General features: G+C 57.6%; 12 protein-coding genes and 1 pseudogene. 4 read left to right on the forward strand and 9 right to left on the reverse strand.

The window, feature by feature from the left end; all coding sequences use genetic code 11:
- Nucleotides 1–359 precede the first annotated feature (359 nt).
- Nucleotides 360–974, forward strand: a pseudogene (locus tag D0851_RS04025) (carbohydrate ABC transporter substrate-binding protein); the annotation flags it as partial.
- A 97-nt stretch (nt 975–1,071) separates the two neighbouring features.
- On the opposite strand, the gene D0851_RS04030 reads toward D0851_RS04025, so the two are convergent.
- The 3 genes from D0851_RS04030 to edd all read right to left on the reverse strand — a co-directional run bounded on the left by D0851_RS04030 (nt 1,072) and on the right by edd (nt 4,652).
- The gene (locus D0851_RS04030) at nt 1,072–1,695 is read right to left on the reverse strand and encodes a uracil-DNA glycosylase family protein (RefSeq protein WP_117617471.1); all 624 of its coding nucleotides are present in this window, start codon (nt 1,693–1,695) and stop codon (nt 1,072–1,074) included.
- Nucleotides 1,696–1,869: 174 nt separating this feature from the next.
- Nucleotides 1,870–2,835 (reverse strand): glucokinase, encoded by a 966-nt coding sequence (locus D0851_RS04035; protein WP_117617472.1) that lies wholly within the window; start codon nt 2,833–2,835, stop codon nt 1,870–1,872.
- Nucleotides 2,832–4,652 (reverse strand): phosphogluconate dehydratase, encoded by a 1,821-nt coding sequence (gene edd / locus D0851_RS04040; RefSeq protein WP_117617473.1) that lies wholly within the window; start codon nt 4,650–4,652, stop codon nt 2,832–2,834. Before edd ends, D0851_RS04035 begins: the two co-directional genes overlap by 4 nt.
- A 168-nt stretch (nt 4,653–4,820) precedes the next feature.
- On the opposite strand from edd, the gene gap reads away from it, so the two are divergent.
- Both gap and pyk read left to right on the forward strand, forming a co-directional pair.
- A complete protein-coding gene (gap, locus tag D0851_RS04045) occupies nt 4,821–5,825 on the forward strand; it encodes a type I glyceraldehyde-3-phosphate dehydrogenase (protein ID WP_117617474.1) in 1,005 nt (334 codons plus the stop codon).
- A gap of 68 nt (nt 5,826–5,893) precedes the next feature.
- Nucleotides 5,894–7,342 carry a pyruvate kinase gene (gene pyk, locus D0851_RS04050; protein ID WP_117617475.1) on the forward strand — a complete coding sequence of 483 codons (1,449 nt, stop codon included), beginning with the start codon at nt 5,894–5,896 and terminating at the stop codon, nt 7,340–7,342.
- A gap of 454 nt (nt 7,343–7,796) precedes the next feature.
- Here pyk and D0851_RS04055 read toward each other — a convergent pair whose 3' ends face one another.
- Genes D0851_RS04055 through zwf form a run of 3 tightly spaced genes read right to left on the reverse strand, consistent with a single transcriptional unit; the run spans nt 7,797 to nt 10,655 of the window.
- Entirely contained in the window at nt 7,797–8,444 is a 648-nt protein-coding gene (locus D0851_RS04055; RefSeq protein ID WP_117620274.1) for a bifunctional 4-hydroxy-2-oxoglutarate aldolase/2-dehydro-3-deoxy-phosphogluconate aldolase, read from the reverse strand.
- Nucleotides 8,445–8,473: 29 nt separating this feature from the next.
- On the reverse strand, nt 8,474–9,187 hold the full coding sequence (gene pgl, locus D0851_RS04060; protein WP_117617476.1) for a 6-phosphogluconolactonase: 714 nt from the start codon (nt 9,185–9,187) through the stop codon (nt 8,474–8,476).
- On the reverse strand, nt 9,180–10,655 hold the full coding sequence (gene zwf / locus D0851_RS04065; protein WP_117617477.1) for a glucose-6-phosphate dehydrogenase: 1,476 nt from the start codon (nt 10,653–10,655) through the stop codon (nt 9,180–9,182). The genes pgl and zwf overlap by 8 nt, the downstream gene beginning before the upstream one ends.
- A 212-nt stretch (nt 10,656–10,867) precedes the next feature.
- Here zwf and D0851_RS04070 point away from each other — a divergent pair, with 212 nt between their 5' ends.
- Nucleotides 10,868–11,746, forward strand: coding sequence for a MurR/RpiR family transcriptional regulator (locus tag D0851_RS04070; protein WP_117617478.1), 879 nt, complete (start codon nt 10,868–10,870; stop codon nt 11,744–11,746).
- A gap of 228 nt (nt 11,747–11,974) precedes the next feature.
- Here the strand turns inward: D0851_RS04070 and D0851_RS04075 are convergent, their stop codons facing one another.
- The 3 genes from D0851_RS04075 to lon form a co-directional block, all read right to left on the reverse strand.
- A complete protein-coding gene (locus tag D0851_RS04075) occupies nt 11,975–13,822 on the reverse strand; it encodes a SurA N-terminal domain-containing protein (protein WP_117617479.1) in 1,848 nt (615 codons plus the stop codon).
- 156 nt (nt 13,823–13,978) lie between these two features.
- A complete protein-coding gene (locus D0851_RS04080; protein ID WP_008174603.1) occupies nt 13,979–14,251 on the reverse strand; it encodes an HU family DNA-binding protein in 273 nt (90 codons plus the stop codon).
- Between the two features lie 238 nt (nt 14,252–14,489).
- Complete coding sequence (gene lon, locus D0851_RS04085; protein ID WP_117617480.1) at nt 14,490–16,907, reverse strand: endopeptidase La; 2,418 nt, start codon at nt 16,905–16,907, stop codon at nt 14,490–14,492.
- Nucleotides 16,908–16,939 lie beyond the last annotated feature (32 nt).

The raw sequence follows: 16,939 nt of genomic DNA on the forward strand, positions 1-16,939 counted from the left end.
TTAAGACCAAAACGTTCGTAACAGAACAAATCTAGCGCCCAAAATCGCAAATGGAAAGTTTATGATCGAAAAAAATTTTCGTTTAGGCGGCCCCAGGAATGATAAAAAACCTTAAACACAACCTATTATATTGTTTTTTATAGCTTAATAATAAACATCATGCCTGTATATTTTTTCGTGTACGAACTTGCTAACGAATTCTATGACCGCAAATTGTACGAAAACCAACAAAACGAGAGACGGTCATGAAAAAACTGCCACTGCTAACCAGTCTGATGCTCCTGATGAGCCAGCCGGCAGATGCCGGCCCACTGTTCGACTCGCTGCCCGATGAGAAACAAATGTTCATTCAAACGCTGATCCGGGACCACTTTCCGGATTCGACGCTTTCCAGGGATGAGCAGGCCGAAGAACTGGCCTGGTTCGCTCACGCGGCGGCATATCTGAGGGGCACGGGAATTTGGGTTCTTTCCGAGCAACTGCCTACCAACGACTACGAGGCGCGGGTTCTGGCGCTCAGCGATTACATGGAGGGCGCGGGGAAAGCGTTCACCCTGCCGACCCTGGCACTGGAAGACTTCATCGGCCTGGAATTCATCACCGGCCCGGATGGCAAGATCTAACAGCTTCCCGACCAGCAGTTTGCCAACCTGTACTGGTTCCGTTACGACTGATTTCAGCGGCCGGAATTGAGGGCACAGTTCCGGCAACGTTACGGCTACGAGCTTGGCGTACCCGTAAACTGGTCTGCCCACGAAGACATTGCAGAGTTCTTCACCGCTCACGTGAAGGAGATCGATGGAGAGCGCGTCTATGGCCACATGGACTACGGCAAACGGGACCCGTCCCTGGGATGGCGCTTCACCAATGCCTGGTTTTCCATGGCAGGCGCAGGTGACAGGGGAATTCCCAACGGATTGCCGGTTGATGAATGGGGTATTCGCATGGAATGGTGCCGCCCCCCAGCAAGCGCCGGACAACCTGCAGCCGCCCAGGACAGAACCCTGTCGGTCATTGAGCGCAATTTCCTTGCCCACGATTTTGGCCCGAAGATGGCCGAAGAGGAGCAGCTCAAGGGAGCTGACTGGTGGCCGGCCCAGGCTCAAGAAGCCGGGCAACCCGCCGTTGCAGCTCGGGCACGACCTCGCTTTCGAACCAGGGATTACGACGCAGCCAGAGGTTGTTTCGTGGGCTGGGGTGAGGCATGGGCAGAACCCCGGGCCAATACTCCCGCCAGTGCTGAACGTTGGCGGTTACGGATTTCCGGCTGTTGGCCAGATGCCAGGCATGGGCGTATTGGCCGATGACCAGAGTCAACCCGATGTCCGGCAGACGGTCCAGAAGAGCCTCACGCCAGGCGGGCGCGCATTCAGGCCGCGGGGGAAGGTCCCCGGACTTGCCGGTACCCGGATAGCAGAACCCCATGGGCAGGATTGCGAGCTTCTGCTCGTCATAGAAGGTATCCCGTGTAACTCCCATCCATTGCCGGAGCCGATCTCCGCTGGGGTCGTTGAACGGCAGCCCGGTTTCATGCACGCGCCGCCCTGGCGCCTGACCGACCACCAGGATGCGCGCCGATTCGGATATCTGGATCACGGGTCTCGGCTTGTGCGGCAGGGCCTCTTGGCAAATCGTACAGGCCCTCACCCGGCGCACCAGATTATCAAAGGAAAGTTGTGAGAGATTGTCACTCATGGGGAGGCCCCTCATCAGGGCAATTGCATAAACCGGTATTTCCCGTAACGATAGGGCCACAAGACCTGCACAACAAGTACCAAAGGACCCACCATGAACACCGTGCAACCACCAGTACCGTTTTGGTCGAAGCGAACTGGTACGCTTTCTCCGATCAGGCCGGACAATGCCGAATCAAACCTCCGGATTGCCCAGCGCCTCGGCAGCTCCCAGCAGCCCGGTGTAGGGCTCCGTTACCACGTAAACCGGCGTGAATTCCAGCAGCGGCCGCATCCTGCCCTTGTCCTCAAAGCCGTTGCGGAACGGACTCTCCAGAAAGAAATCGAGAAATCGCGGCAAGATGCCACCACACAGGTAAACGCCGCCGGTACTTCCGAGGGTGAGGACACCATTGCCGGCAACCCGGCCCAGAATCTCGCAGAAATGACGCAGAGTGTGGCGAGCCAGGTTATCGGCATTATCAACAGCAGCTGCGGTGATTTTCTCGGGTGCATCCAGCGGCGCAGCCACACCCTGTATTTCAGCATGGGCCTGATACAGATTCAGCAGGCCCTGACCACACAGAATCCGCTCTACCGAAACCCGCCCGAAGCGGGCCTTCAGGATACGCAGAACCGCCATCTCGGTATCGTCCGTTGGCGCAAAATCCACGTGCCCGCCTTCGGTCATCAACGGCACCCAACCCTGCCTGATCGGCACCAGCCCGGAAACCCCGAGCCCGGTTCCAGGCCCCATAACGAGCCTGGGGCGACGGCTGTCACCCGGACCGCCACAAACATGAACCAGTTGATCACCCGCAACATGGGGAACACCCAGCGCCATGGCGGTAAAATCGTTGATCACCTTGAACGCCGACCAGCCAAACTGTTGCCGGACTTCTTCGGTATCAAAGCGCCAGTGATTGTTGGTCATCCGCACCTGGGTTCCACGCACCGGCGATGCCACCGCCAGGCAGACCTCCCCGACTTCGGAGACCCCCACGCGGGCCAGGTAATCGCGAACCGCGTCATCAAGGTTGTTGTAATCTCCACAGGACAGGATTTCGACAGCGTACGGCTGAACGCTGCCCGGCCCTACCAGGGCAAAACGCGCATTGGTGCCACCGATATCACCAACCAGTGAATAACGTGCTGTTGTCATGCCTCGTGATTCCAGAAAAAACTGGCCCCTTCCTCGGGATTGCCGGCAGCGCGACGCAGCCAGCCAAACAACTCCCGACCGTAACCGTGATGATACCCGGTCAGGTCCGCTTTTTCAGATTCCCGGCCGGCAAAGTCCTGTTCATCCACCCGGATGGCAAGAACGCCCTTTTCGGCATCCAGGCAGATCGGATCACCGTTTTTGACCTTGGCCAGGGGACCACCATCCAGTGCCTCCGGGTAAACATGGATCGCCGCGGGTACCTTGCCGGACGCGCCGGACATACGGCCATCGGTCACCAGGGCCACCCTGAACCCGCGGTCCTGCAACACGCCGAGATAGGGCGTGAGTTTGTGCAACTCCGGCATGCCATTACTCTTCGGGCCCTGGAAACGCACGATCACAATGCAGTCCCTGTCCAGATCGCCGCCTTCAAACGCCGCCTTGAGTTCGTTCTGGTCATTAAAGACCACGGCCGGCGCTTCCACCTTCCGGTGTTCGGGGGCAACGGCTGATACCTTGATCACGCCCCGGCCCAGATTGCCATCAAGCACCCTGAGCCCGCCATCCGGTGCGAACGGCTCCGCCACCGGGCTGAGGACATCCGGACGCAGGCTTTTTTCCGGCGCCGGCTTCCACACCAGCTTCTCATCCACCAACTCCGGCATCTCGGTGTAGCGCTCCAGACCATAGCCAATCACAGTGTTCACGTCATTGTGCAGGTAGCCGCCGCTCAGCAGCTCCCTGATCAGGAACGGGGTGCCGCCGGCCTCGTGGAAGGCGTTCACATCTTCCTGCCCATTGGGGTAGATCCGGGTCATGGACGGAACCACGGAGGAAAGCTCGGCATAGTCGTTCCAGTCGATGATGATCCCCGCCGCACGGGCAATGGCGATCCAGTGGATGGTGTGGTTGGTGGAGCCACCGGTTACCAGCAGCGCCACCAGGGCGTTGACGATGCTCTTTTCATCCACCATGTCGCCCAGACCCAGTTCGCCGCCATGAGGCTTCGACAGCTTGATCACCTGCTCGGTTGCCGCCCGTGTGAGCTGGTCGCGCAGCGGCGTGTTCGGGTTCACGAACGCCGCCCCGGGCAGGTGCAGCCCCATGACCTCCACGAGCAACTGGTTGCTGTTGGCGGTGCCATAAAACGTACAGGTGCCAGGGCTGTGATAGGACTTGCTCTCCGCCTCAAGCAGTTCCTCCTTACCAACCTTGCCCTCGGCGTAGAGCTGACGGATCCGCTGCTTTTCCTTGTTCGACAGTCCCGAGGGCATCGGGCCTGCCGGAACCAGGATGGTGGGCAGGTAACCGAAGCTGAGAGAGCCTATCAGAAGGCCCGGAACAATTTTGTCGCAGATCCCCAGCAGTAGGGTCGCATCAAACATATTGTGGCTCAGCGCCACAGCCGCGCTCATGGCGATGGTGTCCCGGGAAAACAGGCTCAGTTCCATGCCCGGCTGACCCTGGGTCACGCCATCGCACATGGCCGGTGTGCCACCGGCAACCTGGGCCACCGAGCCCATGCCCCGGGCCGCTTCCCTGATCAGGTCCGGGAACCTTTCATAGGGTTGGTGGGCCGAAAGCATATCGTTGTAGGCCGTCACCACGGCCACGTTGGCCCTGTTCATGAACTTCAGTGCGTCTTTATCGCCCTGGTTACAGGCCGCAAAGCCGTGGGCCAGATTACCGCAGGACAGGGAGCTGCGGTGCGGCGACTGTGCCTTCAATGCATTCATCCGGCTGAGATAGTCCTGCCGGGTGGCACGACTGCGCTCGATAATTCGCTGTGTAACCTTGTCGACGGTCGGGTGCATGCTGGGCTCCATTGCATAAATTATTGGAGTATTCGTTTTTAGACGTAATGTTACTTTCTTTTTTTGGTATTTCCACCTTTTAATCGTTCATTTATTCTTTTTTTGTTGTTATATTTACTACATCTAATGAATTAAACGAACAAAAACGACCCATCAAGGAGTCAGACAATGACGATCCGTATCGCAATCAACGGTTTTGGCCGCATCGGTCGCAATGTTCTGAGAGCATTGTATGAAAATAACTACCGGAGCCAGCTGCAGGTTGTTGCCATCAATGACCTGGGCGACGCCGGGACCAACGCTCATTTGCTCAAGTATGACAGTGTTCATGGCCGTTTTAGTGCCGATGTCAGCCACGACGCAGAATCCCTGACCGTAAACGGAGACCGGATTGCCACCACCGCACTGCGCAACCCGGAAGAACTGCCCTGGCAAGATTACCGTGTGGATGTTGTCTTCGAGTGCACCGGCCTGTTCACCAGACGAGACAAGGCGGCGGCACACATGAAAGCCGGCGCCCACAAAGTCATCATATCGGCCCCAAGCCCGGATGCAGACGCCATGGTGGTCTATGGCGTGAACCATGGTAAGCTGACAGCCGAACACGACATCATTTCCAACGCCTCCTGTACCACAAACTGCCTGGCCCCGGTTGTTGAGGCTCTGCACAAGACCGTTGGCATCGAGAGTGGCCTGATGACAACCATCCACTCCTATACCAACGACCAGAAACTGAGCGACGTTTACCATTCCGACCTTTACCGCGCACGCTCGGCCACCCAGTCCATGATTCCAACCAGGACCGGCGCTGCTGCGGCAATCGGCAAGGTCATTCCGGAACTCGAAGGCAAGCTGGACGGCCTGGCCGTTCGGGTGCCCACCATCAACGTATCGCTGGTGGATTTCGGCTTTATTGCCGGCCGGGAGACAACGGTGGAAGAAGTAAACAACGCCGTGAAGGCCGCCGCCGAGAAGAACCCGGTTCTGGGCTACAACGTCGAGAAACTGGTGAGCGTGGATTTCAACCATAACGCACTCTCAAGCATTTTCGACGCCAACCACACCCGGGTCCTGGGTCGTCATGTAAAAGTCATGGCCTGGTACGATAATGAATGGGGTTTCTCGAATCGCATGCTGGATAATGCCGTCGCCCTGATCAACGCCGGCCAGTAAAACTGGCCAGCCCGAGTTATTCCGCTACTCTGTTCGAGAACATTTTGAAGAACCAAAGGACACCAACCATGCTCAGGCGTACCAAAATCGTCGCCACCCTCGGCCCAGCAACCGACTCGCCGGAATCCCTGGCCGCGATCATTGCGGCGGGCGTAGACGTCACCCGACTGAACTTTTCCCATGGCAGCGCAGAGGAGCACATCGGCCGCGCCCGCCGCGTTCGTGAAACTGCTGCTGCGCAAGGGCGGTTTGTCGCTCTCCTGGCCGATTTGCAGGGTCCGAAACTCCGTATTGCCCGCTTTACAGAAAACAAGGTTACGCTGAAAGCCGGCCAGACCTTCATCCTGGATGCCGCCATGGACAAGGAAGCCGGCACCGGGGAAAGAGTCGGAATCGATTACGAGCAGCTGATCCGGGACGTGGAGCCCGGCGATATTCTGGTCCTTGATGACGGCCGTATCGAAATGGAAGTTCAATCCGTGGCTGAGCACAGCATCACCTCAACGGTACTGATCGGCGGCCCCCTTTCCAACAACAAGGGCCTGAACAAGCGTGGCGGCGGGCTTTCTGCCGAGGCGCTCACCGAGAAAGACAAACAGGACATCGTTACCGCAGCCAGGCTGGGCGCCGATTACGTTGCCGTGTCCTTTGTCCGGACGGCGGAGGACATTCACATTGCCCGCCGCCTGCTCCGGGATGCAGGCTCCGATGCGGGCCTCGTCGCCAAGATCGAACGTGCCGAGCTTGCCGACGATGTGGAAGCACTGGATGCGGTTATCGAGGCTTCCGACGCGGTGATGGTTGCCAGAGGCGATCTTGCCGTTGAGATCGGCGATGCCCAGCTGGTAGGCGTCCAGAAACACATCATCTCCCGGGCCCGGGTCCTCAACCGTGCGGTGATCACCGCAACCCAGATGATGGAATCCATGATCACCAGCCCGATGCCCACACGGGCGGAAGTCTCAGACGTTGCCAATGCGGTGATGGACTACACCGATGCGGTGATGCTCTCTGCCGAGACCGCCGTGGGTGATTACCCGAAAGAAGCGGTGGAAGCCATGGTGCGTATCTGTCTGGGCGCGGAGAAGCACCCCTCCATGCACCAGTCCAAGCACCGGATTCACGAGAGCATGGAAGAGGTAGATGAGGCCATCGCCCTGTCTGCCATGTACGCCGCCAACCACCTGGAGGGCGTCTCGGCCATCATCTGCATGACCGAAACCGGCGCCACGCCCCGACTGATGTCCCGCATCAAGTCCAGCTTGCCGATCTTTGCGTTCTCGCGCCATCACTCAACCCAGCATCGGGTTGCCTTGTTCCGGGGTGTTCAGACGATTCCGTTTGATTCGGCAAAGATTCCGAATGAGCGGACCAATGCGTTGGCGGTGTCTGAACTGGTCAACCGTGAGGCGGTCAGGGAAGGCGACCTGGTGGTGATTACCAAGGGTGATTATGTGAATGCCCAGGGCGGAACCAATACCATGAAGATTGTTCGGGTTGGTTCTGATATTCGCTGATTATCGTTTCTTTTCTTGAGCCCGCTGCTATTGGTGCTTGACCTTGTAGTCTGATGGTTGAGTGCCTGGCAGCGGAGGAAAGCCCCTGCCCAAAACCGCTCCAAGCACGTCCCTGTGGCTTGACTCCGGCCATCCATGGCCACAGACATTTTTGGAAACGGTAACCCCACTACCTCCATCCTTCCTTTCTGAAAAATCCCTGGGTGAACGATTTTCCGCAATGGATATAGGTCGAAATACAACTGAATCCAATCCGACCACCCGGCTTTCATTGATTTGCTACGCGATATCGTTCGGTCAGACAGAGCTCTTTGGGGCGGGGCTTGCGGGAATGTGGCTGGCCAGGGACGGCCAGCCTCAAGCGCACATGGATGTGCTCGTAGCGTTTCCCGGAAGCCCCGCCCCAAAGTGCGCCTACTCCAATACTCACAGGCTAGAAGGAACAGACCACGGATCAAAGATCAGCCAGGCTACCACGCACAATTTCGGTGATCTGCGACCAGTCTTTGGCCGCCACCACATCAGGCGGCGTCAACCAGGTGCCGCCAACAGCCTGGACGTTGCCGAGGGTCAGGTAGTCTGCCGCGGTGTTGCGGCGGATGCCGCCGGTGGGGCAGAAGGTGACGTCCGGGAAGGGGCCGCCGAAGGCTTTCAGGGCGGGGATGCCGCCGGCGACTTCGGCCGGAAAAAATTTGAACTCGCGGTAGCCCAGGTTGTAGCCGACCATCAATTCCGAGACGGTAGCAACACCGGGCAACAGCGGCGCTTCGGAGGTCAGGGCGAATTCCAGGATGGCCTCGGTAACGCCCGGGGTAATCACGAACTGGGCGCCGGCGGCTTCGACCTGGCGATATTGGGCGATGCTGGTGACGGTGCCCGCACCTACCCAGGCGTCCGGGATGGCTTTGCGGACGTTTTCGATGGCCTGGATACCGTGCCTGGTTCGCAGGGTAATTTCCAGAACGTTGATACCACCATCGACCAGCGCCTGGCACAGGGGCACGGCGTCGTCGATGTCGTTAATGGTGATCACCGGTACCAGAGGGGAGGAATTCAGTACCGCCCTGACTCGCTCGCGATGATAATCGGAAAGTTGGCTCATAATCTTCTCCATAATCGATTCAGGGCGTTTCAGGGACTCCAGAACACTTGCAGACCGGGTTTCAGGAAGGCCCTGACGGGCATTTCCATAACCCTGTCCATATCGGAAATTGCTTTTTCCAGGGTGTCCAGTTTGTCCTCACCCTTGAGGTGCAAAGCCGTGAATCGTGCGTCCCTAAGCGGCGGCCAGGTCAGGGTAATGCGCTTCTGGGGCTGGGATGCCGGTGTTGCAGCAGAAACGATATCCTGGCACTCCGGACTCATGGCGTGGGCCAGTTCCGGGGCGTCCGGAAACAGGGAGGCGGTGTGGCCGTCGTTACCCATGCCCAGAACCAGCACGTCCAGTGGCAGGGCCAGGTCCGCCAGCTCCGCTTTCACTGCACCCAACCCCTCTGCGGGCGTGGCGCCGGGTTGTTTGAGGGACAGAAATCGAGCCGATGCTGCGTGGTTCTGCAGCAGGTTGCCCCTCACCAGACGGGCATTGCTCGCAGGGTCGTCTTCGTCTACCCAGCGCTCGTCCGCCAGCAGAACGTCTACCCTGCTCCAGTCGAGGTTCTTATCAGACAACGCCTTAAAAAACGGCAGGGGCGTGGAGCCGCCGGAAACAACAAGGCTGGCCCGCGGCGCTTGTTTCAGGCGAACAGCCAGAAATTCAGCGACAGCGTCGGCAAGGTTCAGGGCCACTTCATCCGGGGTTTCTCCGAACCGGGCCTGCACGCCCTCGGGCAACCGCAGATCAGACATCCTCATACCAGCTCCTTCCATCCCGGGTGATCATGGCGATGGATGCAACGGGGCCCCAGGTTCCGGCGGCGTAACGCTTGGGCGGTTCGCCGCAGTCTTTCCAGTTCTGGATAACCTGGTCCACCCAGCGCCAGGCGTGTTCCACTTCGTCCCGGCGTACAAACAGGTACTGATTACCCTTCATCACCTCCCAAAGCAGACGCTCGTAGGCGTCGGGAATACGGTCCGTATCGAAGGTTTCAGAGAAGGTCAGCTCAAGCGGGCCCTGGCGCAGGCGCATGCCCTTGTCCAGACCCTGGTCCTTGGTCAGGATCTTCAGGGACATGCCCTCATCCGGCTGCAGGCGAATGATCAGCTTGTTGTTGGCCAGGTGCTTCTGGTCCGGGTCAAAGATGTAGTGCGGCGCCGGCTTGAAGTGAATGATGATCTGCGACAGCTTCTCGGGCAGGCGCTTGCCGGTCCGGATATAGAAGGGCACGCCGGACCAGCGCCAGTTGTCGATCTCGGCTTTCAGTGCCACAAAGGTTTCGGTGGCGCTGCCCTTGTTGGCGCCCTCTTCTTCAAGGTAGCCCGGAACAGGTTTGCCATTGCTGGTACCGGCGGTGTACTGACCACGAACCACATAGCTGTCCATCATGTCCGGCGTAATCTGTTTCAATGCCTTCAGAATCTTCACTTTTTCGTCCCGGATGCTGTCCTCGGACAGGTCCGAGGGCGGGTCCATGGCGATCAGGCACAGCAACTGGAGCAGATGGCTCTGGATCATGTCGCGAATCTGGCCGGCCTTGTCAAAATAGCCCCAGCGGCCTTCGATGCCGACACTCTCTGCCACTGTGATTTCTACGTAGGAGATGTGATTCTGATCCCACTGGGACGCAAACAGGTTGTTGGCGAACCGCAGGGCAATCAAATTCTGAACCGTTTCCTTGCCCAGGTAGTGGTCAATACGGAACAGCTGGTTCTCGTTGTAAACCTCACCCAGCTCGTCGTTGATGACCTTCGAGGATTCCAGGTCGTGGCCGATCGGCTTTTCAACCACTACCCGGGTCTTTTCGGTGCAGCAGTCGGCCGAACGAAGGTTTCTGGCGATGACGCCATACATGGATGGCGGCGTTGCCATGTAAACGATGAGCTCGTTGTGGGCATCATCACGCCACTCGTTGAGGACACTGAACCCTTCAGAATCGTTAAAATCCAGAACCTGATAATCGACACGCTGCAGAAAGGTTTCCGCCAGGGCCGGATCGAACTCTTGCGGCTTTACATGCTGCTTGAGCTTCTCAAGCAACTGCTGGCGCACGGTTTCAGTATCAGCGTCAGTGCGCGCAACCGCCAGCACCCGGCTACCATCGGCCAGCAGGTTTGCGCGCTCCAGCTGGTAAAGGGCCGGGAACAGTTTACGCTGGGCGAGGTCGCCCAACGCGCCAAATAGTATCAGGTCACAACGGGTAGTAATCTTGTTGACCATTGGTTCCTTCTCTCTGGTGGACAGTCGACGGCAAGAACTCACCGACAGACCTTAATGTAGTAATTTTAAACAAATAATGGCATCAAAGAAGGATTTTTCCAAGAAAAAACTGCGTTTCATGATATTTTTACTACCCAAAAAGCTGGAAAAAAGCGGTATAATCAGCGCGTTTTTTACGATAACGACCGCCCAAGATTCAGGGAGTACCATTGATGGCCGCGAACCAGGCGCACCGTGACGACAATCTGCTTGAGGACATCCAGTCCAGGCTGGACAGCCTTAACAAATCCGAACGGAAAGTGGCCGAAGCCATTCTCCGCGATCCAAGCGCGGCCACCCGATACAGCATAGCCGCCCTGGCGAGGGCGGCGGACGTCAGCGAGCCTACGGTTAACCGTTTCTGCCGGGGCTTCTCGGCCACCGGGTTCCCGGACTTCAAGATTCGCCTGGCGCAGAGCATTGCCACCGGCACCCCCTACATCGGCCAGAATATCGAACCCGACGACACCGTTGCCGAATTCGCCGACAAGATCATGCTCAGCACCATTGCCAGCCTGGACAAGGCCCGCCAGGCGCTGGACCCGAAAGCACTGGCCACCGCTATTGACTACCTGATCCAGGCCAAACAGATCAATTTCTTCGGCATGGGCGGCTCCGCCTCGGTCGCACTGGACGCCCAGCACAAGTTTTTCCGTTTCAATATCCCGGTCATGTCCTACGACGATGCCCTGATGCAGCGAATGGTTGCCGCAGGCTCCAACGTCGGTGATGTGATCGTGCTGATTTCCTACACCGGCCGGACCCGGGAAACCGTGGACATTGCCCAGCTGGCGCGCGCCAACGGCGCCACTGTGATCGGCATCACAAATCCGGACTCGCCCCTGGCGGAAACCTGCACGGTGGTATTGGGCGTTACCGCGCCAGAGGACACCGAGGTCTACATGCCGATGTCGTCACGCATCATTCACCTGACCGTTATCGATATTCTGGCAACCGGCGTAACCCTCAAGCGCGGCGCGGATTTCCTCGGCCATCTCAAGAAGATCAAGGAAAGCCTCAAGCCCACCCGGTTCCCGCCAAACGAAATCTGACCACCGCCACAGAAAAATAGCAAAGCGACCAATAGAGGGGCTTATCCTCCTGCGCCCCCAATCCGCAGTATACGGCTTTTACTCTGACGCCTCCGGCCAAGTGTCTCAGACCTATATCAAGAAGGCTGAATAAAAAAAGCCCGGGCGAAATATTACGCCGGGCCTTCTTTTACAACCGCGCTGTTACATCCGCAGGGCGCCAGGCGGCGCCCTTTTTCCTGGCGAAAATCAGGGGCGATCTACTTCGGCCTGATTTCTCAGGAACTGCTGATAGGCGGCATACTCCCGCTGCCCCTCAAGCGATGCCAGGAAATCGCGAAGCTGGTTCAGTTCCGTGCCGTCGTCGGCAACCTCGCCGTCTTTGACTGCTTCCAGTGCTACAACGGAGGAAGCATTCGCTGTCACCGTTTTGCCGTAGCGGGCTTCGCCTTCACCCGGACGCGGCAGCGAAAACGCTTGCTGCATCACAGCGGGGGCTGCTTCGGAGGAGTTTCTGGCCAGACTCTCGTAGCTGACCCATTCCCCCACGCTCTCAACAGGCTCTCCCGCCTCAAGATCCGCTATGATTGCATCCGCCCTTTCAACAAGGGCTTCACGGGTCTTGCGTTGTTCCAGCGTCGCCCGGATATTCTCACGAACCTCTGCCAGAGGCAGCTGCTCCGCCTCGTGGTATTCGCGTACCCGCGCCACAACGGACACATTGTCGCCCACATCAATCAGCTCGGTATTGTAACCCGCCTCCAGCACGTCTTCGGAGAACAGCTGCCGAACCAGGCCGCCGTGATCAAACGGTGCCTGACCACCTTCCCGGGCGATTCCCTTGGCTTCACGCACTTCCAGTCCAAGTTCTTCCGCAGGTCCGGCCAGATCGTCTGCCGCGTAGGCGGAATCCGCGAGCTGGGCCCGAACCTCGGCAAAACGCTCTCGTGCCTTGTCACGGGCCAGTTCCCGACGCAACTGACCGCCAATCTCCGACAGCGACGGTACCTCGGACTGTCGGACGTCCTCCAGACGAATCAGATGGACGCCGAATGACGTCCGTACCGGCTCGGAAATTTCGCCTTCTTCAAGGGCAAACAGAGCCTCTTCAAAGGCTTCATCGTAGATACCCCGGCCAGCATAGCCAAGATCGCCACCATCTTGCGCCGAGATGGTATCAATGGAGTATTCCTTCGCCAGGTCAGCAAACGACTCTCCGGCCTCCAGACGCTTCTGGATGGTTGCCATGGTCTGGTCGGCTTCGCTGCCCTCCTCGATCAGGATATGGGACGCACGGCGCTCCTCACTGGCCAGATCAGCGGCACGTTGCTCATAATAAGCCTGGAGTTCCTCATTGCTGATCTCTATTTTCTCAGCCAACGCTCCCAGGGAAAGCGTGATGTACGCCGCATCCACCCGTTCAGGCTTCTGAAACGCGCCTGCGTTCTGCTGGTAGAATTCCTCAACGTCAGCATCGGTCACTGAAACAGTGTCTGCAACCGCACTGGCAGGAATGTCGAGAACCCGAAAACTCCGGGTCTGATTCTGGATGCGTAAAAGCTGGGCTGCATTCTCATCAGCAACAACAGCGCTCTGGATGATGCCTGCCCTGATCTGGTTGAGAACATACTGCTTCCGCATTGCCTCACGGAATTCTGAGACACCCATCCCCATGTTGCGAACCGTGGCAACAAAGCGGTCACGATTGAACTGGCCATCTACCTGGAACTGGGGCATCCGGGTGATCAGCGCGTCAACGTCAGCGTCGTTGAGCGCAAGACCCTGGGCATTGGCATCCTGAATCAGAACCTGCTCCCGGATCAGGGAATCGAGAACGTCTTTACGAATCTGGTCTTCATTGAGCAAGGACGGATCGGGGGTTTCCATTGCGGATAGCCGGCGCTGGCTTTCCATCTGAACCACGCGGAGGAACTCCCGCTCAGTAATATCCTCGCCATTGACGGTTGCCACTTCAGGCTCGCCAGAGAATCCGCCGATAATGGCGTCCATTCCCCAGATGGATAGCGACACAATCAGTACGCCAATAATAATCTTGGCAATCGTGCCCTGGGCATTTTCCCGAATATCTTGAAGCATGTTTCTCCCGAATCCCTGTTCAAGGTCGTGCAGTGTTATTGGTTTCAGCGTGCTGTTACGGTCCGGCTTAACGTAAAAAGGCGCACCCGGTTCGGAATGCGCCTTGAATTCTTCTTGGGTGACTCCCTGTGACAGGAGCCACCGGAGAAAGAACCGTTACTTAACGGCGTCTTTCAGGGCCTTGCCTGCTTTGAACCCAGGCACTTTGGAGGCCGGAATTTTGATCTCGGCACCAGTCTGCGGGTTACGACCGGTACGGGCAGCACGCTCTTTTACGGAGAAGGTACCAAAACCGATCAGGGTTACCTGATCGCCTTTTTTCAGGGCTCCGGTGATGGAGTTGGTCATTGCGTCCAGAGCACGGCCAGCGGCGGCTTTGGAGATATCTGCGGACTCTGCAATTGCATCGATAAGTTCGGACTTGTTCACACTAAACCCCTTCGATTTCAGGTTGAAGATGTTATAGGTTGGTTTGTTTTTTCTCGGGCGTTCTCGACTATCGCATAAGCGGTCAGAGAATTCCATTCTTCAGTTTTCTTATTCCTTGCGGCTTTAAACCGGTGTTCGGAATAGGCACTTACTGCGCGGGAGCCCTTGGTATTGGCTGCTTCACGGCGAAACAGTTATACCAATGGGCTCTCTGGCGTGTCAACAACTCATCAAGGCTTTAATGTGTATTTATGCGTTCTGACGCATCGCCTTCTTCATCACGCGGCTTACCTGAACCGGTTTCCCGTGACGAATCCCCGGCCCGTGGCTCCGGCGGATAAGCCAGTGCAATGTCCAGAACCTCATCAATCCATTTCACCGGTCGAATCTCCAGGGATTCCTTGATATTATCCGGTATCTCCTTGAGATCCCTGACATTCTCATCCGGGATTATAACCGTCTTGATGCCTCCTCGGTGCGCTGCCAGCAGCTTTTCCTTGAGCCCGCCAATGGCCAACACGCGACCTCTCAGGGTGATCTCGCCGGTCATTGCAACGTCGGCCCGAACCGGAATCTTGGTCAGCGCGGAAACCAGTGCTGTGCACATGCCAATACCAGCGCTCGGGCCGTCTTTTGGCGTTGCGCCCTCGGGAACATGGACGTGAAGGTCGTGCTTCTCATGGAAGTCATCGGCAATGCCGAGACCCGGTGCCCGGCTGCGAACCACCGTCAGCGCAGTCTGAATCGACTCCTGCATGACATCGCCGAGGGAGCCGGTTTTGACCACACGGCCCTTGCCCGGGGTGAGCGCACACTCAATGTGAAGAAGCTCGCCACCCACCTGGGTCCAGGCCAGGCCGGTTACCTGGCCGATCTCGTTTTTCTCCTCCGCAAGACCGTATTTGAACTTCTTGACCCCTGAGTAGTCCTCAAGCATCTCTTGCACTATCGTTACGGAGGCTTTGTCGCCACTCTCAACGTGGTTGCGCACCACCTTGCGACAGATTTTCGCGATCTCGCGCTCAAGGCCACGAACGCCTGCTTCCCGAGTGTAGTAACGGATCAGGTCCCGAAGCGTTTCCTCCGGTAGTTTCAACTCGTCCTTACGCAGCCCGTTGGCCTTGATCTGCTTGGGCAGCAGGTAACGCAGGGCAATGTTAACCTTCTCATCCTCGGTATAACCCGGAATGCGGATAATCTCCATGCGGTCCAGCAAGGCCGGCGGAATGTCCATGGAGTTTGAGGTACACACAAACATCACATCGGAAAGGTCGTAGTCCACTTCCAGGTAGTGATCGTTGAACGTGTGGTTCTGCTCCGGATCAAGCACCTCAAGCAGCGCTGACGCCGGATCGCCGCGGTGATCCATACCCATCTTGTCGATTTCATCAAACAGGAACAGCGGGTTCTTCACTCCGACCTTGGACAGCTTCTGCAGGAGCTTGCCCGGCAGCGCACCAATGTAGGTTTTCCGGTGGCCGCGAATCTCGGCTTCATCACGCACACCGCCCAACGCCATACGGGTGTATTTGCGGTTGGTGGCACGGGCGATGGATTGCCCCAGTGAGGTTTTACCAACACCGGGAGGGCCGACCAGACAAAGCACCGGGCCTTTCACCTTCTTCACACGGCTCTGAACGGCCAGGTATTCCAGGATGCGCTTCTTCACTTCATCCAGGCCGTAATGATCCCTGTCCAGGATTTCACGGGCTTTCTCTATGTCATGACGAACACGGCTGCGCTTTTTCCAGGGCACCGCCAGCATCCAGTCGATGTAACCCCGGACCACGGTGGCTTCCGCAGACATGGGTGACATCATCTTCAGCTTGTTCAGTTCTGTTTCTGTTTTCTTTCGGGCTTCCTCAGGCAGGCCGGCTTCTTCCAGCTTCTGCTCAAGCTCTTCGAAGTCGTTATTGCCCTCGCCCAGGTTACCCATTTCCTTCTGGATAGCCTTCATCTGTTCGTTCAGGTAGTACTCGCGCTGGCTGCGTTCCATCTGCTTTTTCACGCGGCCACGAATGCGCTTCTCAACCTCAATCAGGTCGATCTCGCCATCAAGCTTGCCGAGTAACAGATCAACGCGCTTGCGGATATCCAGGGCTTCCAGAAGCTCCTGCTTTTCCGGGATGCGCATTTCCAGATGGGCGGACATGGTATCGGCCAGGCGCTCTAGTTCTTCAATCCCGGTCAGCGCACTGGACACTTCCGAGGGTATCTTTTTGGAGAGCTTCACGTACTTCTCGAACTCGTCCATCAAGGTCTTGATGAGCACCCCTTCCTCACGCTCCGGCAGACTCTCTTCATCCATCAGAACGGCACCGCCCGAGAGGTACTCGCCTTCAGCAATGTCACTGATGGTGGCGCGGGCGTTACCTTCAACCAGCACCTTCACGGTGCCGTCCGGCAGCCTGAGCATCTGCAGAACGGTGGCGAGGGTGCCCATATCAAATACATCCCTGGGGCCCGGCTCATCTGTGGAAGCATCCTTCTGGGCAACCAGAAGAATTTCCTTGCTTCCCTCCATGGCGGCTTCGAGAGCCTGAATGGATTTTTCTCGGCCCACAAACAGCGGGACCACCATGTGCGGAAACACCACTACGTCTCGCAGCGGGAGCAGCGGGTATTCGTGCACGGCATTTTCGGGTATCCGGGTCATAGGGAATCCTCTGACGATATTTCTTTCAGCAT

The organism is Marinobacter sp. Arc7-DN-1 (genome assembly GCF_003441595.1).
In the GTDB taxonomy this organism is placed as follows: domain Bacteria; phylum Pseudomonadota; class Gammaproteobacteria; order Pseudomonadales; family Oleiphilaceae; genus Marinobacter; species Marinobacter metalliresistant.